Origin of the sequence: Paraburkholderia sp. PGU19, assembly GCF_013426915.1 — a bacterium.
Lineage (GTDB): Bacteria > Pseudomonadota > Gammaproteobacteria > Burkholderiales > Burkholderiaceae > Paraburkholderia.
The window spans coordinates 3,088,161-3,113,843 of sequence record NZ_AP023179.1; the positions used below are offsets into that span (position 1 = coordinate 3,088,161).

17 protein-coding genes are annotated in these 25,683 nt (G+C 56.2%); 6 read left to right on the plus strand and 11 right to left on the minus strand.

What is annotated here, in order from left to right; genetic code table 11:
- Nucleotides 1-405 precede the first annotated feature (405 nt).
- Entirely contained in the window at nt 406-1,686 is a 1,281-nt protein-coding gene (locus tag H1204_RS14090) for a tyrosinase family protein (protein ID WP_243468511.1), read from the minus strand.
- Between the two features lie 514 nt (nt 1,687-2,200).
- Between H1204_RS14090 and H1204_RS14095 the strand changes: the two genes are divergently transcribed.
- Entirely contained in the window at nt 2,201-3,394 is a 1,194-nt protein-coding gene (locus H1204_RS14095) for a GNAT family N-acetyltransferase (protein ID WP_180728787.1), read from the plus strand.
- 1,321 nt (nt 3,395-4,715) lie between these two features.
- Nucleotides 4,716-5,807: a hypothetical protein gene (locus H1204_RS14100; RefSeq protein WP_180728788.1), complete on the plus strand. Its 1,092-nt coding sequence runs from the start codon at nt 4,716-4,718 to the stop codon at nt 5,805-5,807.
- A 95-nt stretch (nt 5,808-5,902) separates the two neighbouring features.
- On the opposite strand, the gene H1204_RS14105 is transcribed toward H1204_RS14100, so the two are convergent.
- The 8 genes from H1204_RS14105 to H1204_RS14140 form a co-directional block, all read right to left on the minus strand.
- The gene (locus H1204_RS14105; protein WP_180728789.1) at nt 5,903-7,084 is read right to left on the minus strand and encodes a glycosyltransferase; all 1,182 of its coding nucleotides are present in this window, start codon (nt 7,082-7,084) and stop codon (nt 5,903-5,905) included.
- Entirely contained in the window at nt 7,081-8,262 is a 1,182-nt protein-coding gene (locus tag H1204_RS14110) for a glycosyltransferase family 4 protein (protein WP_180728790.1), read from the minus strand. The genes H1204_RS14105 and H1204_RS14110 overlap by 4 nt, the downstream gene beginning before the upstream one ends.
- A gap of 83 nt (nt 8,263-8,345) precedes the next feature.
- Nucleotides 8,346-9,536 carry a glycosyltransferase family 4 protein gene (locus H1204_RS14115; protein WP_180728791.1) on the minus strand — a complete coding sequence of 397 codons (1,191 nt, stop codon included), beginning with the start codon at nt 9,534-9,536 and terminating at the stop codon, nt 8,346-8,348.
- Nucleotides 9,533-10,894, minus strand: a complete 1,362-nt coding sequence (locus H1204_RS14120; protein WP_180728792.1) for a lipid II flippase MurJ — start codon at nt 10,892-10,894, stop codon at nt 9,533-9,535. Before H1204_RS14120 ends, H1204_RS14115 begins: the two co-directional genes overlap by 4 nt.
- 4 nt (nt 10,895-10,898) lie before the next feature.
- Nucleotides 10,899-11,987 carry an SDR family oxidoreductase gene (locus H1204_RS14125; protein ID WP_180728793.1) on the minus strand — a complete coding sequence of 363 codons (1,089 nt, stop codon included), beginning with the start codon at nt 11,985-11,987 and terminating at the stop codon, nt 10,899-10,901.
- Nucleotides 11,988-12,040: 53 nt separating this feature from the next.
- Complete coding sequence (gene tviB, locus H1204_RS14130; RefSeq protein ID WP_180728794.1) at nt 12,041-13,318, minus strand: Vi polysaccharide biosynthesis UDP-N-acetylglucosamine C-6 dehydrogenase TviB; 1,278 nt, start codon at nt 13,316-13,318, stop codon at nt 12,041-12,043.
- A gap of 80 nt (nt 13,319-13,398) precedes the next feature.
- The gene (locus H1204_RS14135) at nt 13,399-15,645 is read right to left on the minus strand and encodes a polysaccharide biosynthesis tyrosine autokinase (RefSeq protein WP_180728795.1); all 2,247 of its coding nucleotides are present in this window, start codon (nt 15,643-15,645) and stop codon (nt 13,399-13,401) included.
- 69 nt (nt 15,646-15,714) lie between these two features.
- Nucleotides 15,715-16,839, minus strand: a complete 1,125-nt coding sequence (locus tag H1204_RS14140) for a hypothetical protein (RefSeq protein WP_243468512.1) — start codon at nt 16,837-16,839, stop codon at nt 15,715-15,717.
- A gap of 479 nt (nt 16,840-17,318) precedes the next feature.
- Between H1204_RS14140 and H1204_RS14145 the strand changes: the two genes are divergently transcribed.
- Nucleotides 17,319-18,449, plus strand: coding sequence for a glycosyltransferase (locus H1204_RS14145; protein WP_180728796.1), 1,131 nt, complete (start codon nt 17,319-17,321; stop codon nt 18,447-18,449).
- Between the two features lie 414 nt (nt 18,450-18,863).
- Here the strand turns inward: H1204_RS14145 and H1204_RS14150 are convergent, their stop codons facing one another.
- Nucleotides 18,864-19,229: a hypothetical protein gene (locus H1204_RS14150; protein WP_180728797.1), complete on the minus strand. Its 366-nt coding sequence runs from the start codon at nt 19,227-19,229 to the stop codon at nt 18,864-18,866.
- Nucleotides 19,230-19,235: 6 nt separating this feature from the next.
- On the opposite strand from H1204_RS14150, the gene H1204_RS14155 reads away from it, so the two are divergent.
- Nucleotides 19,236-20,006 carry a GNAT family N-acetyltransferase gene (locus H1204_RS14155; RefSeq protein ID WP_180728798.1) on the plus strand — a complete coding sequence of 257 codons (771 nt, stop codon included), beginning with the start codon at nt 19,236-19,238 and terminating at the stop codon, nt 20,004-20,006.
- 226 nt (nt 20,007-20,232) lie between these two features.
- Here the strand turns inward: H1204_RS14155 and glmS are convergent, their stop codons facing one another.
- Entirely contained in the window at nt 20,233-22,050 is a 1,818-nt protein-coding gene (gene glmS / locus H1204_RS14160; RefSeq protein ID WP_180728799.1) for a glutamine--fructose-6-phosphate transaminase (isomerizing), read from the minus strand.
- A gap of 1,190 nt (nt 22,051-23,240) precedes the next feature.
- Between glmS and H1204_RS14165 the strand changes: the two genes are divergently transcribed.
- Together H1204_RS14165 and H1204_RS14170 are read left to right on the plus strand one after the other, a co-directional pair.
- The gene (locus tag H1204_RS14165; protein ID WP_180728800.1) at nt 23,241-24,320 is read left to right on the plus strand and encodes a GNAT family N-acetyltransferase; all 1,080 of its coding nucleotides are present in this window, start codon (nt 23,241-23,243) and stop codon (nt 24,318-24,320) included.
- Nucleotides 24,321-24,382: 62 nt separating this feature from the next.
- Entirely contained in the window at nt 24,383-25,648 is a 1,266-nt protein-coding gene (locus tag H1204_RS14170; protein WP_180728801.1) for a hypothetical protein, read from the plus strand.
- Nucleotides 25,649-25,683 lie beyond the last annotated feature (35 nt).

Here is a 25,683-nt window from a genome sequence, read left to right on the forward strand (position 1 = left end):
GCTCAGGCATGAACAAGGCTGCAAACAAGCATTGGCGTCCGGACTTCGCACGTCTGCGTGGGACGCCATATCTCGCCATAGCTGCGCAGATCGAAGAAGCAATCAACAAAGGCGTATTCGTTCCTGGCGATCGACTTCCCTCGCAGCGTTTAATTGCAGATGACCTGTTTGCACGTCGCTCAGCCGACGGTGCAGCAGCTGTCACCTATTTCCACGACGGCCGACCGAGCATTAACTCATGCCGCTCGCCCGATCAGCTCGCCTTTGCGGGCAGACGGACGTGTGACACACAAGCCCAGTCCTTGCAAGGCACTGACACGCATGAAATACAACGTCGCCCGCTCCCGTTTGGGGGGTCGGGCGACGTCGGACCCGAATCGCGATCGCGTCGCTCAACAGCGCCGATCAAGGAGCGGACGTTGACAATTCAATCCGCAGCTCGCCAACCGATATGGCCGACCCTTTCGGCGCACTTTGGCCATCGACTCTCACCAGCGAGACGACCACTCCGGAAGCCCCGGCTCCGAGGCGCTGCAAGAGTTCGGTTGCGGGGAAAACCAGGACAGGCGCTTGACTATGCGCCGATTCGGCATGATGCATCGCGGCGGATATCTCGAATGGGCCTAACGTGCCGAGAAAGTGCTTCTGGCTCACACCGTCGACGTCCCCTTGCTCGGGAAGATTCAAATACACGTTGTAGAAGTAGCCACCTTTCCGACCGAGTTCGGTGACCGTTACGCTATCAAGGACCACGTCAACAGAGCGATAGGTTGTCGCTGGCGCCGCGTTACTCCCCTGTTGAAGAGCCGCCGCCGCTGACCTGCCCTTCAGCGTGTCCTGCAACGCTGCGGATGCTGACGAAGACAATTGAAGCTGCGCACTGACGGACTTCTCGTTGAGCGACATATTGGCCACACCGCCGAGCGAGCGCCGGCCTGAATCAATCGCACGCTCACTCGTTTTGGAGAAACCTGCCAACGCGGGACGGCCATGAATTGGCCCGAGTTGTGCCTGAACACGGATTATGCGACCTTGCTGCGCGGTTGGCGGGAGTGAAGTCGGCACAGTGGCGCTGGCATATCGATAGTTCAGAAGCGAAGGCATATAGGTCTTCGACTTCAATATCGTAAGACCCTTCGCATAGGTGAAGCTGCCACTCCAATAGGAGTTACTTGGCGACGGCAACGTCGTCTGTGGTTGCTGCGACCATGCGTCCCACAACCGGTCCACGTTGGCATGATGCAAATAGAAGATCGGGTCTGTCGGAGACTGCATGTCTGCCATCCAACCGCCAATCAGGTTATGCACTGGATTATGCGGAGCAGACTCGAACGATGCCTCATACGAATTACTCGTCCCCCGCGGAAAATTCACTACGCTTGGCGCAAACGGCGCAAGCGTCAGGGCACTCGACACATTTGAATTTATACGGCCGCTAACATATAACGGATTACCCGTAGCAGCATCCAGAAACTCCTGGGGTATTGTCGGATAAGAGTAATAGTCCCAATATGGCAGCGTCAAACTGTTATCACCCGAAACAGTTCTCAATTGCTGCTCGAAATAATATAAATAACCCCGATGCCATGCGCAGAAATACGGCACCATATGAGGACAATAATTTACATGGACGTTAACCCAATAAGACCAAGATGTCGGTTTCGTCGCATCTGTTGCAGCTTTCATAAGCCTTATTGCGGTTTTAAAAGATTCGAACTGAGGTGTCAACTTGAATGCCTGCCATTCCTGTCTTGTATACGGGCCTGTAGCTCCCATTGCCGGGAGCGACATCAATGCAACCGCAGACGCGGATCCCTTCAGAAAGGTACGACGATTAATACTAGATTTAGCCATTTCCGCACCCATTACAATCTTTTAACAGAGAGCCGGCACGCATCCTCCGTCTCCAGGACGCTCGTGCCAACACGATGAAGTCTCTCTTCCACGATATACGCCAACGACTTCGGGTGTTTAATATTCCAGCCCCCGAATGTGCGGGACCGTACACAATAAAAATTTATATGGAATTCTCGCCTTACAATTCGTCTTATCATGTACACGCGGGTGCTATTGTGCCTCGCGAGCGACAAGCGATCGGGAAATAATAATGTTATTTGGAATTCGACCGGCGTATTTCTGATTTGAATCCAGCTTTGTTTGCCCCCCGAAAGCAGCGGTCTACCATCAACCTGGAGACACCATGCGCACACAGGGAACGCACATTCAGGTCGTTTCGGATCCGAGAGCATTTGCAGTATTGAAAGATGACTGGACCGACCTCTGGTCAAGGTCCGACGGTCAGTATCACGAATCGTTTGCCGTATGCTCGCTAAGCTGGCAGAACTTGGCGAAACCGCAAGGCGGCGCATTGCGCTGCGTCGTCGGTTATTCAGATTCGAAACTGGTAATGGTGTGGCCGCTTGCTCTGTACCGTCGCGGGTTGTGGACAATGCTGAGATCGTTGGGCCCAGACTCTGCGGACTATTCATCGATACTGCTTGATCCTAAGGAAGATACGGTCCGGTTGACACAACTAGCCATTCGTGCGGCAATGAAAGACTGTGGCGCAGCGATCATTCGGCTGCCCTATGTTCACACTGACTCGAAGCTGTTTCGGTTCCTGTCCGAAAAGGGATCATGTAGTTACAATGAGCCCCGACATGCCAGTGTCGCGTATCTGCGACAGATACAGGACTGGGACTCGTTCTGTGGGTCGCTCGGTACCTTGTCTGGTAAAAAGCCCGGTGCGCTCGAGCGTCGCATCGCCAAAAAAGGAGCCTTGCAAGCGGTGGTCATAGCGCCCACCGACAAGCATGCCATTAGTGAACTGGTCGACTGGACGCTAGAACACAAGCGCAAGTGGGCCCAGCATGCGTCGAAGCAGGGAGCCTGGCTATATTCGCAGGGCTATCGTGACTTTCTTGTTTCCATACTGTCTGCGCAGCCCGATCAGCCGGCTGCGCGCCTTCATGTCATCCTGTTTGATCAAAAGCCGCTCGCCACGACAATTGTAGGAATGGGCAAATCATCCGTTAAAGGATTGATCACAGGATTTGACGAAGAATTTTCAAAATACAGCCCGGGGCATCTTGTCGTAGAACACATGGTGAAGTGGGCATACGACCACAACTTCGATTTCGACTTTGGGGTTGGCACAGAGCCGTTCAAGGCGTACTGGAGCCGCAATAATGAGTCACAGTATGCGAGTGTCGAGATTCCGGCGAGTGCCTGGGGCCGCGTCGCCCTGAGCGCGAAGAGGTTACTGCATATGAAGGCGGCCAGTCCGCCCTTCTCATGGTTCAAAGGCGGCAAGGTGTCCTCTCCAGCCAACGGCAACGCAGCACTAAGAAATGGAGCATTGCATCGTCAAGCGGACGATCAGCTTGCGAACTGACAGTTCATTTCAACATGGAACGCTTCAATGAACAGAGGCTTGACCATCGTTGGGCGGTTTGATGCAAATATCTGTCCTCGTTGCGGCCATGTGGCTGCGCGCGATCACTGTTATTGTTCCGTTTGCGGCGCCCTACTCCCGAGCGCCCGCGCTGAGCAATTTCATCGCGGGCTGTCACTCACCCCGCAAACTTACGAAGCAAAATACCCTCAGAGTATGCTTCGTCAAGTCGGGCGTTACGCTAATCGGTTAGTGGGAGACCCCGATCGTCCGGCGCTCCCGTGGCGCCCTTCGATCGTCAGTGAAACAGTCACAATAAGAACGACATTGCTCGTTTCCATTGCGTTAAGCGCAGCGACGGGAGTTATTGTTTATCTGATGTCCACCACGCACGTCTCGGCTCCCGTCGTGACCGAGCCCCCCCTCCGCTCCATGTGGAGCAAGAAACCAGCGAGCCCGAAGCCATCCCCTCTGGCGGTTACCTGACAGAAAAGACGCTACACGACATCGACGCATCCATCAAAACCCCAACCGGCAACGTTCGCGACCTCATGGTGTCGAACGACCCTCCCAAACCAGGCGCCACCAACGAAGGCCTTGGTGACGGGGCACACCATGGTCAGTCACGTAGCGAATGTCAACCGGCTGGGCAGCCGCCCCAGCAGGTTGGCTCCGCCCCACCGCCGGTTTGCCAGACAAATGGCGCGCCTGAAGGAGAGCGTGTCAACTCACGTAAGACGATCTTCTCAGAAACAACCGACCCGGTTGCGCTGGAACGAACGATTCGTGAATACGGTTGGAGTAAAACAAACCTTTCTCCGTAATGACAGGCTCTCGACTTCAGCAGAACACCCACACCCTCATTATGGAATGTGTTTTTTTTGCTAAACGGCAAAATTATTTATTCTGAATTGGCCGGCATTTCTATTTATCCGAAGAATAGTTTCAAGTACCGGCAAGCTTAGCTGTGGCGGGGCGTACCGCAAAACAGATGAGAAAAAGAGCCCTTTTCACAAGTTACGCTTCGTTACGAAATATATCTCATCTGATATTGAGCCGACTTGCGAGACGCTTATCATCGCTCCCGTTTGCAAGGCATCACCGATCACGCTCATCATCCGCCGCCGGCAGACATCGATGCGTGTCCAACTTTCGTCAAGCCGTTCGACGCACCATGGACGCGTGCCTCGCAGCTAAGGCCTCTTGACGCATTCATCCCCTCGCTCGACCTTGTCTCGCTCATGCATGCGTGAGCGATGCCTTTTTATCGCGCAAACGTTTGTTTGCCATAAACGGACCCGCTACGCGGGATCAACGACCTATGAGCTCCTCCATCGACTATCGGCAAAATCCACTCATCACTCGCAGAAGCTTTCTCACTGGCCTTGCGCTAAGCGCTGGCTCCATGGCGCTCGCGGGGTGCGGCGGAGGCGATGGCAATCCCGTGGCCTCCACGTCCGCGCAGGCCCTGGCGAAGGCCGCAACATCAACTCCCACCACCGTCGTCAACGCCTCTTCTTTCGGCGTCAAAGCAGATGGAGTCACCAACGATCGCGTAGCGCTTCAGAACGCGATCAACAACTCTGTCGGCAAAATCCTGCTCATTAGCGGCAACGTGCGGATCGACTCCGGGGGCGTCGATCTACGTACGAACAGCTATGTACGCTTCGCAGACGGCGCAACAATCAAGCTCTTACCCCACAACACGGCCATTTATCAGATCATGCGCATCTGGGACGTGACGAATGTGACGGTTGAGAACGCGACGCTAGACGGTAGCAAACAGCTCAATAGCGCGACGCCTTACCCCGCCAGCGGCGGCGGCGGCCATGCATTCTCGATCGCAGGTGCGTCTGGCGTCACGCTTAAATCTCCGACGACGATCAACTGTTGGGGCGATGGCATTTACATCACCAATTCCTTCCGTTCGCAGCAAGTGGTGTCGAGCAACATTTACGTGTCGAATCACCACGCAAATGGTTGCCGCCGGCAGGGGGCGTCGATAATTAGCGGAATTGGAATTACTTTTGATAGTCCGCTGTGGGAGAACATCGCGGGAACGCTGCCGTCGGCGGGTCTGGATATCGAGCCCAATACGAATGCGTCCACCCTTCAAAACATCAAGATCAATAGCCCGACCACCCGGAATTGTCACTTTGGAATCAATGTCTATCTAGCTAATCTTCCTGGCACGACCCCGAAGACGGTGTCGATCGATATCCCGAATCACACCGACTACGCAGCGAACGATGCAGGCTTCTATGTCAGCGGTCTTGCGCTACATGGGTATGTCGTCACCGGTCATATTACGAGCGCGTCACCAACCTTCGTTCAATCGAAGAGCGGTTTCCGCAAAGCAGTGTGGGATCCGGCGGGGCCCGCCGTCGAAGTGACTAACATTACGACCAGATAAGACCGACTTCCGGCGGCGGCTGCACGGGCCTGGTTAGACCTCGCCCGTGCATCTTCAGTTACCGCAAACGTCCAGCATTGGCAATGCTGCCCTCACTAACTCGTTGCGTGCAGTCGGGCCTTTAATACATTGCAATATACCTGTTGATAGCTTCTCCAGCTTCGCTCGATCGAGAACAACTGTTCTACGCGATGCCTGGCGGCCCTGCCCAACTGGCATCGCTCGGCCGAAGGAATCGAGAGCACTGCTGCAAGAGCCTGCCCCAACTCCTGCGGGCGCTCAGGCGGCACGAGTCGTCCCGTTTCGCCGACAAGATATGCCGTATCTCCAACATTAGTCGCGACGCAGGGAACCTGACACGCCATCGCCTCAGCGATCACTGTTGGCAAAGCTTCGCTTCTCGACGACAAACAGAAGACGTCCAGCCCCGCAAGCAGCGTTTGTGGTTCGCTTTCTGGCCCGAGTAGATGACAATTGTTGAGTACGCCGGAACCCCTCAGAAGCGAAACCAGCTCCTCGTTGCTGGGATCCAGTCCGCGACCGGCCATAATGAAGTGACAGTCAGGCATGACCTTCAGCAGGGTGCGAAGCGCTTCGCTAAATGTCGGATAGTCTTTAACGGGATGATAGCGGCCGACAGTACCAACGAGTATCGTCGACTCGGGTACCCCGAGCCGGCGACGCAACGCAGAGCCTGCCTTTTCGTCAATCCGGAACTTTGCGAGATCGATTCCGTTTGGAATAACGATCATCTTTCTGCCGCAATAACCGCCCTCGGAATGCGAGGATTTCGCCGCCTCAGCACAGCATACAATCACGTCGGGTATCTTCGCGGACAGGAACGCGCATGCTTTTGCTATCCAGCGAGTACTGCGGTTACTCCCCGTCAGTCGCAAGTCCGTGTGATGGATACCCCATGAAAGCACTGGTCTTGCCCGAGGCTTTCCGCGCAGGCGGCGCAGAAGCTGAGCCGCATAGACACTCATTCCCGCCAGCAGGTCGGCGTGGTACATCCACGTCTGCACGACGTCCGGTTGGAGTTCATCCAGCCAGCGCACCAACTGGAACACGCTTTTTAGATGTGATCGATTACGGTCCATTCCAAGTATGCGCACCTCGATGCCCTCGTCTGCCAGGACGGTGGCAAGGGGGGCCTGGGACGACAGCGAGATGACAGAATGATGCACCCCATCGCGGCGGCCGGCGCGAACGAGACGGACAAGCGAGGTTTCGGCGCCGCCAACGGCCAGATCAGTGATAACGTGGACGACCTTCATGGTGCCGTCCCCTCCTTGGCAACGGAAGGCAGCCACTCCGGTTCAAGCAGTTCCCTGTAGACATCGAGCGTTCTAGAGATGACGATGCGCTCATCGAACTCCGCAAGTACTTTCTGTCGGGCCGCTATGCCAAGCCTACGTGCAGCCGCACGGTCGTCGTCGAGAAGGCGGATCGCATTCGCAAGTGCCACACTGTCACGCACGGGCACCACGAGCCCGTCTTGCCCATTTACAGCGACCACCTCGCGACACCCTGGCGCATCTGTAATAACGAGCGGTAGTTCGCATGCAGCCGCCTCGATCATCGACTTGGGCAGGCCCTCCCGATAACTCGGTAAAACGGCAACGTCGCAGTCGGCATAGAGTCCTGGCATGTCACTCACGTGACCCCGCCACTCCACAAGCCCCTCGTTGATCCAACTCTGCAGGGTTGCCTCGTCTATGGAAGCGGGATTTCCGGGGTCCGGCGCACCAGCCAGAATAAAGCGGATTTTGCGGCCCGCTCTTCTCAATTGCCGGCTTGCTTCGACATACTCGGCGATCCCTTTGTCCCACAACAGCCGGCCGGCGAGTACGACACGCAATGGCGTCTGGCTTTGTGGATTGCTCTGCCGCTCTCCAGGTTTAAACCGTTCGACATTGACACCAGACCCTTTGATAAGCCGAATAGCGCGTTCGTCGACGATGTTGGCGTCACGGAACATTGACTGATCGTCGGGATTCTGAAGTATCACCGCACTCGAACGACCCCGCAAGGCGAGACGCATTATGCCGCGAACTATTGGTCTGAGCACGCATGCTTTCATGTCCCGGCTCGAGAACACATAACCCATTCCCGCAATGGCGTTCACGCGTGCCCTCACCCCTGCAATACGCGCGGACAGTGAGCCGTAGACTGCACACTTGATCGTGAATCCGTGTACGAGGTCAGGCTTCTCCTTGCGCAGCAAGCGCGCAAGCCACATGACAAGTGCGAGTTCACGGACTGGGTTAAGGCTCCGTCGATTCATCGGCACCGGAATCCACTGGAATCCGAGCGAGATCAACTTCGCGCCATATTCTCCCGGAGGAGAAAGAAGAACGACTTCGTGACCCGCGTCCCGCAATGCGCGGGCAAGTGAAAGGCGGAAGTTGTAGAGATACCAGTCGGTGTTGGCAAACAATACGATCTTGCTCATTATTGCTCCTCACGCATGCACAGTCCCAGCCAGGTTCCGAAACTGTCTTTTGTGGCGGATATCCGCTTTTCTATCGTCGATATTCAGGTGCACTCGCGTGCGAAAGCACTATCGCCGCCGTGCGCAGAAGACTGTGCAACGCCAATCGACAGAAACAGTTCGCTCCATTGGTCCAATACGCACTCGATCGAGTATCGTTCTTTGATCGACCTCGCCGCGCTTTGACCAAGGTGCATTCGCAAATCACCATCCCCAAACAACCGGCTGAGCCCCTCTGTGAATGATTGAACATCGTCCGGGGGAATCAGCATGCCATCGCGGCCGTCACGCATGATCTCGCGAGGTCCCGACGGACAGTCGAACGCAATGGAGGCAATGCCGAGTGCCATAGCCTCCATAAGCGCCATTGGCAGCCCTTCGTACTTCGACGACATGGCAAACACGTCGGAGGCAGTCATTTCCGACCATGGCGATGCAGTCTTGCCAGGCAGGAAAATCCGGCCGATCAGATTCAGCCTCGATACCAGCGCTTCGAGGCGCGCGCGTTCCGGACCCTCGCCCCAGATCCATAAGTCCCAATCCGTGAAAGAGTCGGCGAGCGCAGCAAAAGCCTCGATGAGCAGGTTGAACTGCTTCTGTGCGTGCAATCTTCCGACCGCGACGAGCCGCTTGCGTCCGACATCCGGTCGAGTGTCTTCCGCGCCTTGTGTCAAGGTCGGCAAGACAGCTGGTTTCGTCATTGCAAAAATTTCGTCGGGAAGAGGATTGGGAACGACAAAAGGCTTTTGCACGCCGGGTACCATACGTTTGAATGGCGCAACTGCACTTTCTGTCAACACTGTAACGGCGTCAGCAAAGGGATAGGTCAACCGGGGAGCAAAACGCCATAACATCGACCGGCCATCCACTGCGGGATTGTTATGTTCGCAGACCACCGCGGGTACATGCAGGCCGACGTTCGCTAATATGGCGGCGACATTCACATTGGTCAGAAACGATATCACTACGTCGGGCCGACTCTGACTAATCAGACGGCGCAACGCTCTATACCGCGCGAGATATCCTCCCAGTCTGCTTCGGCGCTTGCCAACATGATCGGCAAGGTACACCAGCCTGACCTCATCGGCGAGTTTATAAAAACAGGTCCCTCGCCCGCTAAAAGTCGCAACCAGTTCGACCGAATCTCCACGCTTTGCCCACGCATTCATGAGCGTCGACGCAACCCGTTCCGCTCCTCCACTTCCCATCGAACTGACAAGCATCATTATCTTCATGATTTTCTCTGCGCCGACAACGACCACGTATACGCGTACCGAGCATAAATAATCAACGTCGTCGCATGCATTAGTGCGGTTCCGAGCAGAATGCCTGCGATGCCAAACCAGTGGCTGAACATTATGGTTCCAGATACTTTGGCCGCAACCCCTGCCAGCGCTATGGTCGACATTTGTCTATAGCGACCGGCCCCTGCGGAAAGTGTCAGTAGAACCAGACTGGAAAAGTAAAAGGGAACCTGTATTTGGCCCCAACGAAAAAGTTGTGCTACGGCTACCGTATCCTCAGCCGTAAAAGCTCCTCGCTGGAATGCGAGACCGATCAGATCGGGTGCAAATACAGCTGCGCCAAGCGCCACACACGTGCCACATAGAAACATGAGGATTGTCCATCTGACCGCCGTTCTACGCGCGTGGCAAGGGTCTCCTGAGTGAACGATGTCTGAAAAAACGGGCAGCGTCGCCTGGCCGATGGCGAGTGCCCCCATACTCAGAAAGAGTGAGAGCACCCTGTTGGCATAACCAAGCTTGGCGACAGCACCATCACCAAACTGAACAGCCATAAACTGATCGAACAGCGGAGTGCAGCACATGATCAGTTGACCCACAGCCAGAACTCGTGCGGACACAAGGACGCGGCGCCATTCAGGCGCCGTGGTCTTCAGCCGGAGTTTGATCGGAATTGGATCCAGCCGACTTAACAACCATCGCCCAATAAGCGTCTGCGCCAGGTAACCGCCCACACTCCCCCAGATCAGGGCAATTGTTCCCACCTGTTTATGCGATAACAGCACAAAGCAGAGCACAAAAACGGCGGGAAGTCCCTCGAGAAGTGTATTGATGTGTCGTTCCCTCGATTGCATTCTCGCGCCATATGTACCGGACGCCAGCATCAAAATGCCAATCGGAGCCATGTAGGTGAACATATCGCGACACAGATCGATCGTCTCTGGCGAAAGATTTCCGGCAAGCACGTGGATTGCAAATGGCCAACACAGAAAGAGCAGAACCGAAAACCCAACGCCGACCGCAATAACCCATGCCTCGAGCTCGCCAAGAAAAACCGCCTGTGCCTGCAGGGGCTGTTGGCGAAGTTCAACGAATACGGGGATCAATACGATGCCGAAGATCGTCATGGCGGCCGCCGGCATCCAGCTGACGAGTGCCAGCGTCAACTGATACGCGTCGACAATCCCACCCGTGCCAAATCGGTACGCGACTGCGACCTCTTTGAATGCGCCAGCGCACCGTCCTAACAGCACGAAGATCGAAATCCTTGCCGCGCCGCGCGCAATGCGCATGTGGTCGGGATGGATCTTCGGAAGACGACTTCGCCACTCCGCGAACTGTGAGTTCATCCACTCACCTCCCGCCTGCTGGTGTCTCGAGTGCCACCTCGTTCGCGCCACCCGATGCCCCCCCTTTTGCAAATAGCTGCACATACCAGGGCATGGCGATCGCCAGCCCTTGCGATAGCGTTATGGGTTGGCTATATCCAAGAAGCTCCTCTGCCTTCTTCACGCTTGCGAGAGAATGACGGATATCGCCGGCACGCATCGGCCCGTGCACCGGACCGGTCTCGGCCAACGCGATGCCAAGATGAGTGAGCGACGCCCGGAGATGTGCATACAGCTGATTCAGCGTGGTGCGCTCTCCGACTGCGACGTTGTATACCTGGTCTCGGCTGGCGGCATCGGCGAACGCAGCGAGCAGATTAGCCTGGACCGCATTGTCGACATAACAGAAGTCACGGCTAGATTCGCCGTCTCCATTGATCACAACATCCTCACCGTTGATGAGTGCTGCTGTCCAGCGCGGTATAACGGCTGCATACGCCCCGCTTGGGTCCTGTCGACGACCGAACACATTGAAGTAGCGCAGGCCGATCGCACTAAGTCCATAACTACGCGCAAACACTGAAGCGTAGAGTTCGTTTACGTATTTGGTGACCGCGTACGGCGACAGCGGACGTCCGATAACATCTTCGGTCTTTGGTAAATCTGGATGATCGCCATAAGTCGAACTCGAAGCCGCATAGGTGAAACTCGAAACATTCGCATCACGCGCGGCGACCAGCATATTGAGGAAGCCGCCAATGTTCACCTCATTCGTGGAGACAGGATCCTGCAACGAGCGCGGCACCGACCCCAGAGCTGCCTGATGTAGAACATGATCGGCCGTCTGCACGGCGCGCCGGCAGTCGTCGAGACGTCGAATGTCTCCTTCGATAAAGGTAAAGCGTTGCCAGACAGCCGCCCCGACGTTTGAGCGCACCTCGTCCAGATTCTCCCGGTGACCAGTCGAAAAGTTGTCCAGCCCGACTACCCGCTGTCCGAGTCCGAGCAGGGTTTCCAGAAGATTCGAACCAATAAATCCAGCCACTCCCGTTATCAACCATGTCTTAGGATGCGCCACCATTTCACTTCGTATCCGGTCGTAGCTGGTTCTCATGTTAAATCTCCAGTGCTCAATAAGACGTACAGCGCGGCGTTTGCGAGAGGCGCTTACAGGCGCAAATCGCTCGCCTCTTGAGGGAGCACATATTTGAGGTCGTAGAGAACGTGCCTTGATTTACCGAACGATCTGAGTGTCTCAGCGCCCCATTCGACGAATTGCCGATGCGCGACAGCCACCAGCATTGCATCGTATGTGCCCGGCCGAGGTTCCTCAAGCAGCTCCAGCCCGTACTCGTGCCGTGCTTCCTCTCTAGAGACCCACGGGTCATAAATGTCCACATTGACGCCATAGGCCTGCAGACCATGCACAATATCCAGGACACGCGAGTTGCGAAGATCGGGACAGTTTTCTTTGAATGAAAGACCAAGGACGAGTGTGCGTGCGCCAGGGATGTGAATGTCATGTCGGGTCAATGCCCTGATCAGCTGTGCGACCACATACTCGCCCATACTATCGTTCAGGCGTCGACCTGCGAGAATGATCTCCGGATGGTAGCCAATTGACTGTGCCATGTGCGTCAGATAGTACGGGTCCACGCCGATGCAGTGACCGCCCACCAAACCCGGCCGGAAAGGCAAGAAATTCCATTTCGTACCGGCAGCCGCGAGAACTGACTCGGTGTCGATCCCCAAGCGATTGAAGATGATCGCAAGTTCATTGACCAGTGCTATGTTGAGGTCGCGCTGAGTATTTTCGATTACCTTCGCCGCCTCCGCGACACGGATGCTGCTAGCCTTATGTGTGCCCGCCGTAATGATTTCCTGATACAGTGAGTCGACAAGGTCCGCGACTTCCGGCGTTGATCCTGATGTGACTTTCTTTATGTCCGTCACGCGATGTGCCTTATCCCCCGGATTGATGCGCTCCGGGCTATAGCCGAGATAGAAGTCGGTGTTGTACTTGAGACCGGAGATGCTCTCCAGGATAGGTACGCAGACGTCCTCGGTCGCGCCGGGATACACGGTGGATTCATAGATGACGACATCGCCCGGTTTCAATACCGATGCGATCGTCTCTGTGGCGCTCACCAAAGGGGAGAAGTCGGGACGCTTGAACTTGTCAATCGGCGTCGGAACCGTCGCGATATACGCGTTGCAAGCGCCAAGATCACTTGAGTCACAGGTGTAGGCCAGGCCCTTCGCCTCGGCCAGTTCCTCGCTGCTCACTTCCAGTGTCTTATCGCGCCCTTCCTTGAGTGCGGAAATGCGCGAACGGTTGATATCGTAACCGATGACTGTACGCTTTTTGCCAAACTCAACCGCCAGTGGCAGTCCGACGTAACCCAGTCCGACGACCGCAAGACGAAGTTCCTCAAGCTTGTTCATGACTATCTCCCCCTAGACGTTGTATGCGCAACTGGCGGAAACACGCTGATCCTCGCGACTGCGTGTGAGTCCGCCAAAAGTTATTTCGAACCCGCGTGGTAGTCGTAGGCCAGATAAGACCGACTTCCGTAGCGTCGAGCCATTGCGTAATCCATCGTGTGCATATTGGTGGCGTTCAATAGCACGCCGTTGACTTTGGCCCCGGCCAGGGAAAGTCGCTTGATGCTTTCCTGAAGTTCGCCAACCCTGGTATCGCCAAACCTGGCGACGAGGAAAAGCAGTCCAGCGACTGGCGCCATGATTCCCGCGTCAGAGACGACGAGCACGGGCGGTGCGTCAAGTAAGACAAGGTCATAACTGGCGGAAGCCCTTGCAATAATCTGACGGAACGTATTCGACATGACCAGCTCCGCCGGATCCGTCGGATATCGGCCTGTCTGTAGCAGGTCGAGTCTGGGCATCACATCTCTTGATATCGCCGCGTCAAGTTCGGCCGTCCCTTCAATGACTTCCGCCAAACCCGCACTCGGCGCGACGCCAAGGTAGCGATGCAGCCGGCCTTTCCGCAAGTCACCGTCGATAAGCAGTACGCGCTTTCCACCCGAGGCGAGCAGTGCTGCGAGATTCGCCGAAATGAATGACTTTCCGACAGCCGGCAGCGGCCCCGTCATCATCACGACGTTGTTTCGAGCGCCGATCATCGCGAACTGCAATGCCGAGCGCACAATGCGCAGTGCTTCCACCGACGGATCTCTCGGGTAGAGCGACGCCAGCAACATGTTTTCGCGATTGTTGGCTTTCAGCTTGCCATTTAGACGTTCCTGCTCGTCGCTTTTCGGGATCGTCCCGAAAACCCCAAGCCCGGTGCGCGCTTCAATCTCCCTTGAATCGGTCGCTCCGCGGAATACGTAGTCGCGTGCGATAGCGAGTCCAACGCCCACCAGCGCGCCCAACACCAGGGAGACCGCCATCACGAGCAACTTGAGCGGCTTGACCGGCTTATCCGGAACGTCTGCCCAGTCGATGAGTTGTGCGGAACCCGCCTTGCCTGCCTGGATCACCTTCAATTGTTCGATGTTGTTGCGCAGAGTCGTGTACAGATCCGTATTGACCCTGACGTCCCGCTCAAGCCGCATTGCGCCTTGCTGCTCGCGCGGCATCGTTTTGATCTGGCCGCTGATTTCATCCAGAGCCTTTTGCGTCGACGCGATCTGTGCGTTGATCGCAACGACCACCGGGTACGTCGGCGCGTAAGTGGCAAGCAGGGCGTCCCGCTTGCGCTGAAGCTCCAGCACCTGTGTCATGCCTTCCGCGCTACGCTGAAGAAGCAGACGCGCCTCTTCGTTCATATCCAGCAAGCCGTGCGTGTTGCGATATGTGTTGTACGCATCCTCCGATTCGCGCACTTGCCTTTCCATGGTTGGCAACTGGCTTTGGAGATAGTCGAGCGAGTTCTTCGCGATAATGGCTTTGCGAGCCGCGTTCCACTGCTCATATTGACGACCGATTTCGTTGATCGTCTCGGTAGCTCGCCGCGCGTCGGTACCCTCCAGCGAAACCTTCAACATGCTGGATTTCGAACCAAGCTCCTTGACTTGCAGGATCTTTTGCAACCGGTCCACCGTCTGTTGACGGGAGTACCTGACCACATCGAAGCGGGCTCCCGCATTTCCGTTTAGCTTTGCGATGAGAAGCGTGATGGGTCCCTGTGTGGTATCGATCCTGAGCGCGCGGCCGACATCGCCCCGAATACCCTCTTCGGGTAGACCAGGACCCTCCAACGCATACGCGTGATCGCCAAGCGCCGTGACACTGTAGTTCTCGCCGAGCCACGTGTCCGGAACATTGAAACTGCTTAGCTTTATGGATTCCGTGCCCCAGGCGTAGCCGCCCATCCCAAGCAGCCCGGGTGTCGACAAACTGTCGCTGCGGCGTGCGAATAATTGCCCGATGGGGCCGAAGTAATGCGGTTTCGCCTCGATCTCCAGGCGCAAGGCATCGACAGCTCGCGAAACAATGAGCCGGGATCCTATGACCTGGATCTCACTCTCCGCGGTCGAGCGCTCATCGAACCCCGGCGAAATATTGTTGAGCAGGTCGTTTCCGGCTTGCCGCGACGGCTGGCCTGTGGAGTCTTCGACCTTGATCAGTACGCTCGACTCATACAACGGGGGCGTCACCAGAATGTAGATGGCTCCCATCATGACGACAGAGACGACGGCTATCAGGACCATCACGCGATACCCGATAATCGCATCGATTATCGCAGCTACCCCTGTTCTTTCGTCGACTGCCGGCCCATTTTCTAATGTGCGTTCGTCTTGCATTTTCAATCCTTTGTAGTACGAAACGGTCCGCCGAACTTCGGCCTGTCGGGCCGATATGCGTTCGGCCAATCAACTGATAATTTTGAGCCCCTCCATGATGATCTTCGGGCCTCTTATGACGTCATAGTCGTCGCTTCTCAATCGCCGCATGCGAGAGCCGACCCACGTCGATGAATTGACCCTGATCGACCCCGTCACAACATTCCCGTCCAGCTTGAGTCCCGATATGTTCAGCGGCGCCACCGCCGACAGTTCGTCACGATGCCCCGAAATTTCGATGTTGATCAGCTTGGCCCGCGGGCCGACAAGTGCCTGCAAGTAGATCAGAATGCCGGTGCGGCAATGTCTGGTCACAGGGTTAACGACACGGATGTTGTCCAGTACGTCGAGATTGCTGTTCGGTTCGATGTCGAGGCCCGCCGACGGCAACGTGCCGCCTATCCTCTGCCAGACCGGTCGTTCGATCAGTATGTTCGAGCCGCTGACGATCGAGACGCCCTGCCTGCGGCAGTCCGAGGCGAGGTGATCAAGGACAGTGATATGACTCGAGGTCTGACCTTTTCGTTGGTAGCTGTTGGCGATATAAATTCCGTCTCCCCAGCACCCAACGGTAACGGGTGAAATCAGGGTCACGTTCGAACTTCCGGCGACTGAAATTCCCATGCCGTAGCCGTCGCGGTCCGCTTCATTGCCCGCTTTGTTCAGATCTTTCTTCCCGTCCAGGACCGCGCCCTCGACGACGACGCCCTGAACGTCCCATATACGTAACATCTGATAAGTTGCCTGCTCGTGCGGCAGCAGCGCCAGGGAAGCACCCGGCTCAAACCGCAGTCGGCTCCCACTACGCAATTGAAGGCCGCTTGCATCAATCCGGCTCGCCCCCGTCATTAGCAAAGTCTTGCCTACGGATTGGTCGATTGCCCTCTGCAGGTTCGTCCTGTCGTTCGACTGGCCATCACCCTTCACACCAAACGCCTTGTCGACGACCGTCGGCGTCGAGGGTTGGCCTACGGCTGCTGCGAGTCGAGGCAAACCTGCCCCACTAACAAGAGCAACAGATGCTGCCTTGAGCAGGCCACGCCGCACGCCACAAATGGATGAAGCCCCGCCGTCTGATTTACGAGCAGACGCCGACCGCAGTTCTCCTGCGGTGTCGTCGGAACGGCACGGCTGTAGCGAGTTATTGGAGTGCACGTCTTGCTTCCCCCGAGCAGAACTCAATCCCCCGACGAGACTGAGTTGAGGCCGTACAACGCCGGCCAGCCCATGCAACTGCAACCATCAAAGACTGAGTCGTCGCTGGCGTACACGTACTCTAGCCGATAGAGAAACAGAAATTCTGTCGGCAGCCGCGATTTCATTCATTTGTGTTGGGTAGCTCACATATGAAACGGTGGCGTAGCCCCGTTTGCGTATAATCGACCGCACCCCAATGCGATCGCCCGAGTTCGATTTTTTGGGCCGAATCGTTGTGTTTGTTTCCGCATACTTGCCCATTTGAAGAGGGAGCTTTTCCGCCTATCATCAAGCTTCACGAAGCGCCATTCTTCGGCAGTAGTGCGAACGAGAAATGGTCTCGATAGACAACGATATAGTCACTATTTTGTAACGTTTTTTTGATGGTGACTCGGTCATGTAGAAGTTCGAACCAAGTAGATTCCCAGGCGAACGTCATGCTCAACCTAATCTTAAGTTTTGTGAGTTGTTTCCTGATCACCTGGTTGATTGTTCGATACGGCTCGCAAGTCTGTCGCCTTTCTCTGGACTGGGATATTCATTCTGTTCAAAAGAATCATTCACGGCCCATCCCGCGCATAGGCGGACTGGCAATCGTTCTCGCAACAGGTATCACTTGCATGATTGGTGCAGTCTTCGGGGGCAACCCCAGGGCGGAAACAATGCTGCTGTTGTCGGCCAGCGCGCTTCCGTTTGCCAGCGGTCTGCTTGAGGATCTGACCAAGCGCATTTCGCCCCGCGCGAGACTACTCAGTGCTCTCGCGGGTGCCCTTGCCGGTACGTGGTTGCTAAATGCAGTGATCATCAGAGTTGATCTTCCGCTGATCGATAAAGCGCTGCTTTTCTCGCCGTTCGCCGTGGCGTTCACGTGCATATTCGTCGCTGGCCTCTCAAACGCTGTGAACATCATTGATGGAATGAACGGCCTGTCGTCTGGTGCTTCGATTCTGATATTCGCATCAATCGGTTACGTTGCGCACGACGCGGGCGACTGGTTTGTGATGAGCGTTGCTCTGACGATGATCGGCGCAATCCTGGGTTTTGTCGTATGGAACTACCCGATCGCATCGGTATTCATTGGGGACGGCGGGGCCTACTTCGTCGGCTTTGTGATGGCCGAACTGCTGGTCTCGCTCGTGGTGAGGCATCCAGACGTGTGTGCCTGGTATGCCGCTAGCGTCGCTGTTTATCCGCTCTTCGAAACCGTATTCTCCATTTATCGACGCCGGTTTCTCAAAGGCTGCGCTGTATCGCAACCAGATGATTTGCATCTGCATACCCTCATCTATAAGCGCGTTACGCGGCACAGCTGGATCGCTGCAAATTCCCGCGAGCGCGCCAACGCACGCACTTCTGTTTATCTGTGGCTGCTGTCGATGATTTCGATCACCCCCGCGACTTTCTTCTACAAGAGCCCGGCGGTACTTTTTCTCGCGATGAGCGGTTTCATCGCCGCCTACCTTCTCTTGTACCGCCGTATTGTCCTGTTCAAGACTCCTCGCTGGATCTTCCCTCATCAGAAGCATCCGGTCGAATCTTCTACAGCTGGAGAAACGCACAATCGCTAGAGCCTGTGTCGCCACGAGCGTCGCATCCAGCTATCAGAATGCACGAGCCGCCTTCCGCAATAGAACGGAATGAACCATACGACCGAATTTGCGGGTCGGGCGGCATTTGAGCTGATTCACGCGTTCCAGTGAGTTTCCGGCCACTATTTCGGTTTACTCGTTAAACACGCGATAAGTGCAAGGTTTACCGCATGCGCGATTCGGGTGTATCGCGATTAAGGATGCGGAATGAGGCCGCTGTATAAGCGCCTGGTACGCGTAGCATCGTTAATCGCCCGGTCTGAATTTAGTATTCAAACCGGGCTCAAATGCCGGTTCTAAGTCACGTGTGTCATCTCATTTAAACCAGCTAGCAAGATCAATGCAGACCAGTATTTCCAGACGATGACGGAATAAGGAGAGAAGACGATGGCATTAGCTACAGACGCCATATCGTTTGAGGTCGTGCGAGATATCGAGCGTTTCCGCACGCTTCAACCTGAATGGAACGAGTTGTGGCATGCAGCCGATGGAGGCTTCGCCGATCATTTCGGCTTTTGCCACGCCAGCCTGATGGCGGAAGACCCTGGCTCTCCGCGCAAGCTGCACTGTCTCGTCGGTCGTCACACTGGTCGCATCGTGGTCATCTGGCCGCTGCTCGCGTACCGGTACAAATTGTGGCGATATCTCACGCCCCTTGCACCAGAAAACCGTTCGCCCACCAACATGCTCTTGGCACCCGAATGCAATAACGAAGCGGTCGTGAATTCCGCATTGAACGCGGCAATCAAGTCCGCGCATGCCGACGTGATCGAGCTGTGGCGCGTGCCGTCTGACTCGCTGTTTTGTCAATGCCTGAAGCGCCATGCAATGACGCGCCGCGAGACGCACGAGCGCACTTACTTCGCGACCTTGCGAGGCGAGACCGACTGGGATTCATTCTGCCGCTCCCGCCCTGGACGAGACAAAAATCCGGACTACGCAAAGCGCAAACTTGCAAAGCACCTCGAGTACGACATCGAATTGCTTGACCGAAACGATGAGCGCACCGCATCGATCGTCGACTGGCTGGTTTTGAACAAACGCAAATGGGCACAAGATAAGGACATCGACAGCCGATGGGTGTCTGGCGAATCCAGCGGCAAATTCTGGCGCGACTTGATGGTGAACGAAACGTACGAGCCCGGTATGTTCCGGCTTTTCGCGCTCTTGCATCAGGGAACCCCACTCGCCGCGCTGATTGTCGGCGTCGGCCGTCGACGTCTGTTCTTCCTGACCGTCACGTATGACCTCACACATGCGAAATTCTCGCCTGGCACCGTCATTCTGGACGAGTGCGTCAAATGGGCCTTCGATCATGGGTTCGATGCGGACTTCACGCCTGGTAACGAGCCATACAAAGTGTCGTGGAGCGGCAAGCAGTCGTATCAGACCTCTTCAATTCTCGTGATGGCGAGCGCATGGGGATCGCTGAGCTATTCGGCAAAGACGTTTGCCCGGCAACTCAAGTCTAGGCTGACGGGCATGGCGAGTCGGGGTTTACCAGCCCCGAAGGGCGCCGGGGACGTGCCGCAGTGATGGCTCGTGGAGATTCAAGCTCAACCCGTCCGCTAACCTCTACGATACGAGCCGCGTCGGCAATCGAGTTCGATCGTATAGGAACGTTGCTTCCGTCCTAACTGCCGCCGCCGTTCCTTTAGTGTCGCGTAAGTGACATGGTTACTGATTTTCGCGGCGCAAACCAGCTTTACCGCTGGCGCATGCTTGTCCAACGGTTCGCACAAACATCGCTCACTAATACCGCCTACTCCACCGTCACCGATTTCGCCAGGTTTCTCGGTTTGTCGACGTCGGTCCCGCGCGCGCAGGCCGTGTGATAGGCCAACAGCTGCAACGGTACAACGTGCAGAATCGGTGAGAGTGCTCCGTAGTGCTCCGGCATGCGTATGACGTGGATCCCGGCCTCGCTTCGAATGTGCGTATCGACGTCCGCAAATACGAAAAGCTCACCGCCCCGTGCCCGTACCTCCTGCATGTTTGATTTGAGCTTGTTCAGTAACGCGTCGTTGGGCGCGACGGTGACGACAGGCATCGCTTCCGTGACAAGTGCGAGCGGCCCGTGCTTCAGTTCGCCAGCCGGGTACGCTTCGGCATGAATGTACGATATCTCTTTCAGTTTTAATGCGCCTTCAAGTGCAATCGGATAGTGGAGGCCGCGCCCTAGGAAGAGCGCATTATCCTTGCGCATGATGACCTCCGACCAGGCGATAATCTGAGGTTCGAGAGCCAGTACGCTATTCAGTGCTGCGGGAAGATGACGCAGCTGAGTCAGGTATGCGCTTTCCTGTTCCGCATCGACGTGGCCGCGCATCCGGCCTAGCGTCGCTGCAAGCAGGAAAAGCGCTACCAGTTGCGTCGTAAACGCCTTGGTTGATGCGACTCCGACTTCTACGCCCGCGCGGGTCAAGAAAGCGGACTCCGTCTGGCGCACCATCGCGCTCGTCGCCATGTTGCAGATAGCGAGGGTGTGCCTGTGACCGAGTGATTGGGCGTGTCTAAGTGCGGCAAGCGTATCTGCGGTTTCACCCGATTGAGAAATCACCACGACCAGTGCTCTCGGGTTCGCTACCGAGTCACGGTAACGATACTCGCTCGCGATTTCCACCTGCGTCGGGATCTTGGCGATTGATTCGAACCAGTACTTCGACGTCAGTCCTGAATGGTAGCTTGTGCCGCACGCGAGAATCAAAAGGCTGTCTATGCCTGGAAACACCTCACCTGCGATTGCACCGAAAACATCTGGGGTCAACGCGTCGGCCTGTGGGACAGTGTCCGTGATCGCACGCGGTTGCTCGAAGATTTCTTTCTGCATAAAGTGACGGTATGGGCCGAGTTCCGCCACGCCGCCATACGCGGCCACAACGCGCACCGTGCGCTCTACGATCCCGCCTTCGCGGTCGGCGATCTTGATCTCATTGGGCGCGAGTTCCACCACGTCGCCCTCTTCAAGATACACGAACCGTTCAGTCGAACCCGCGAGCGCCAAGGTGTCCGAAGCAAGGAAGTTCTTTCCGTCGCCGACGCCCACGACAAGTGGCGATCCTTGCCGCGCGCCAACGACAATGTGAGGCTGTTCCTTGTGCATCACCGCGATTGCATACGCCCCGTTCAATTGCTTGACCGCGCTGCATACGCACTCGAACAGATCGCCGTTGTACATGCTATGTAGCAAATGAGCGATGACTTCAGTGTCCGTCTGAGAAACGAAATCGTAGCCCTTCGCGCGTAACATCTCGCGTAGCTCTTCGTAATTCTCGATGATCCCGTTATGCACGACTGCAATGGCATTGCACGAGAATATCGGGTGCGCGTTGTCCGTCACCGGTGCACCATGTGTAGCCCATCGCGTATGCGCAATGCCCGTCCCGCCTTCGAGGCGAACTTCACGAACCTGGTCACGCAGATCGGACACGCGTGCGACGCTGCGCGCCCGGCGCGGCGAGCCGTCCGATAGCACAGCTACGCCGCACGAGTCATAGCCACGATATTCAAGTCGGCGCAGCCCTTCGACGAGCACCGGGACGATGTCTTCGCGCGCAACCGCACCGACAATTCCACACATGATGTCCCCCTTTCCTATCCGCTGAGATCTCCACCTGATGCCTCAAGGAAGAGATCATTGGCTCGTCTATAAGCTGGCTTACCAGGTCGCCAAGGCCGACTGGCGCGTAGCAGTGACGCTTCAATCGTATCGCCGCCAGGCGAACGACTCGTGCCTTCATAGTAATGCGTTGCCTGTGTTTCCGAGGACCTCAATGTACTTACGTCTGTGACCTTTCGAACACAGTCCAGACACCCCATGGATCACCGATCAACGTACCGTCGCTCCTACTGCGAATAAGACCATAAGTTGCCCCGGGTCAACGCGGGTTTCGCAACGGCGGTCTGCAATCCGGTACTACGCGATGCGCCTCTCTATCGCGCTGAGGGACATGTCAATGACGCGGGTTTCAGGCCCCGCGGAACGGTACTTTCGAATGTTGCTGTTTCGCTCGTGCACCCTGACAACCCGAAATCCAGCCAATAACACCTTTGCCCGACCCGGCAGATCGTCGCCGGGCCCGGGAAGGCTCACTGCACGGCACGCACCGCCGCGCGTGCTACTATGGCTCATCCGCCTGCCGCGCTGCAGGTGCGGATGGCCCATGACTGTGCGCTCGGTCGCCGAAACGAGGCTGGCCGTCATTCAGGTGTAGCACCTATGAACGTAATATTGATCATCGGCACGGTCGGCGTGCTAGGTGTACTTGCCCTATCTATTGTTGCGATTCTGGATGTCCTGGCCGGCAACGGTCGCCGGTCCCGTGCTCGACAGCGACGTGGACACCGTACAGAACGGGAGCGCGAGAATAGACCGGTCAGCCATGTCAGCAATCGCACCACCGATTGACGACGACGCATGTCGATCTGGCTACCCTTCTATGAGCAGGCCGCCGCGCTGCTGCTCCTCCAAAGCGGTGGTCCGTGGCGGGGGAATGTCTGTCGCGGATGAACAAGCTCGGTGGGCCGGCGCCGTGCGCGTCGAGCACTGGCCCGGTCGTGTCGCTTGGGCTCCACGGCGTAAGCGACCTGAGAAACGGCTCTCCGAAGTGTTGCCCGAATCTCCCCACACCGGTCACCCATGTCTGCGGTCCATACAACTGCGGCAGATAGGTGGCCTAGCCAACAGATCAAAAAATCGCGACGTCAGACACTTGTGCCCCGAGGTACAAGGCCTCGCAGCATCTCTTTCGTGGTTCGGGGGACGAAAAGATGGACAACGAGAGCAAACTGTCGCGTCGCGCGCATGCCGGTTGCGCAGATTCGAGCGGCGAGACAACGGATAGCAAACGTACGCACGCCAAAGGCGAGCTTGCGTCCGGACTGTCCGAACGTTCGATCTTTCACGAACCTTGGTGGCTCGAAGCGGCTACTAATGGCGCCTGGAAAGTCGCCGAAGTGAAGCACGGCAATACTGTTATCGGCGAGATGCCCTACATGTTGTCGAAGAAGGCGCTGTGGCAAATCTCCACATTGCCTCCACTGACGCGCACTCTCGGACCGGTCATCAGGCCACATCAAAGCGTTGCGAGCGAGCGGGAATGGAGTCAGCGTCTGGGCATCGCACGCGACCTCATAACGCAACTTCCCAGATGCGCACTGTTTCATCAGCTAATGGATCCACGCGTTTCCGAGGCAGAAGCGCTGGCATTTCGCCTTGAGGGTTTCAGCGTAAAGGTCGCATTTACGCTTATTGCAGATGGCTGGACGGACGAGGCGACGGCATTTTCGGCATTGAAAGGCACCACTCGTACCGCAGTCCGCAGAGCGCAAGAGTGTCTCACTGTCAGATCGATTGATTCTGCGAAGGAATTTCTGGATTTCTACAACGCCAATCTCGCGGCACGCAAGCTCGAAAATGTCTACGGAGCGGCGACGATGGACCGCTTGCTCCATGAAGTGATGAAGCGTGAAGCGGGTACGCTGATCGGCGCTTTCGATGCCAAAGGCGCACTCGTTGCCGGTAGCGCAATGCTGTGGGATACCCGGGCCGCGTACTACTTCCTTACCGCCCGGCGTCCCGACGCTCACAGCGGCGCGGTCAGTCTCATGCTGTGGTCAGCGATGCGTATCGCGGGAGAGCGGGGCCTCATTTTCGATTTTGATGGTGTTTCAACACCCGGCATTCTCAAGTTTCTTGGTGGATTTGGGGGCCGCCTCGTGCGGCGCTTCGAAATCGAGCGGACGATGCCCGTTTATGCCGCCTTGCGCACGACCCTGCACCGCGCGCGGGCGATTACTACCTATGCCAGGCTGGCGCAGGCGACAGCCGGCGAACCCCAGCGCATTTGAGCACATGGACACACAAGAATGCTCGCCGTTTTATTCGTGCTGACAGGTTCCCGGGAACGCACATGACACGTCATCTCCGCTTCATCGTTCTATTTTTCGGGTTTGCCTTATCGTCTCTGGTCAGTGACGGTGCCTACATGCAGATGGTCGGTGTTGTTATCTTGTGCCTGTACTGCGTATCGTGCCCGGACCTTCGCAGGGGACTGCTCGAGCGCAACACGGTCTTGACGATAGTTGCCACGATGGTAACCATCACTGCCTTCTTCCTGTACTTCATCGCCTTTACTCCGCCCAACTGCGCGCCGCCATTGGTAAAGTCCGGTCTTAACAACTATATTTTTCTCGGCCTGGTTACGCTTTATGTAGCGTGCTTTTACACAATTATTAGAACAGAAGCCGAGAAAGCTATATCGGCACTCGCCACGTTGATTGTTTTGAATGATCTGATCCTGCTGTTACAGACGGTGGTTCTTATTGTCAGTAAAACATATATCGACCTTGTTGAACCCGTTACGGGCGAGATGTCGAGATACCACAACTATGAGAACCTCAATCCGGTGTTTGCCTTTCGGCCTACCGGTCTGTTTGTAGAACCCTCAACGTTCAGCGCAGTGGTGGCTGTGATGACGATCGGCTATGTCCTCTTGAGCCGGGCCCAGAACCGCGAGCCTCACTTCCTGCCGGTGATTCTTTCCATCATCGCGATGCTTATTACACAGTCGACCGCTGCAACTATTCAGTGCGCAATACTGCTCGTTGCGTTCACGGCAAACAGGATGAAGTCGACGCGGGTCGTCATCGCCGTCCTGTTCGTCGTTGCACTGGCGACCGTGCCGTCATTCCTCGAAGCGTATCTCAATAGCTTTACGACCAAAATGAATGAATCGTCAGAGCTACGCCTAGCCTTGGTCGATTATATATATTACGGCCGCAGCGGCTGGGACTGGCTGCTTGGTTACGGTCCGTTCGCTTTGGAGGATTCGCTTTACCGCTTGACAAGGACCGATGGAGCATTTCAGGTCGCTTCACTCAATGACGCAGGATTAATGCAATATTTCGTGGTTCGCTTTGGAATGATTGGCTTCCTTATTCCCCTTCTCTTCTTCATAAGGATAAGGAAAGATCTAAGCCATCTGCTGTTCCTGGCGGTATTGATGTCAGTCAAGCTTTCATATGCGGATCCGATCCTATACGTTGGGCTGCTGCCGCTGCTTTTGCACTCGCCCAGGCGCATCGATTCCAAGACCCGGAAGCCTGCATCTCAGCCCGTCAATTCTCTTGATGGCATCCAGTTGCGACATCGACCGTATCCACCGCAGCAGAGCTGAGAATCGTCACGCCCGCGATAAAGAAAGGCGAAAAG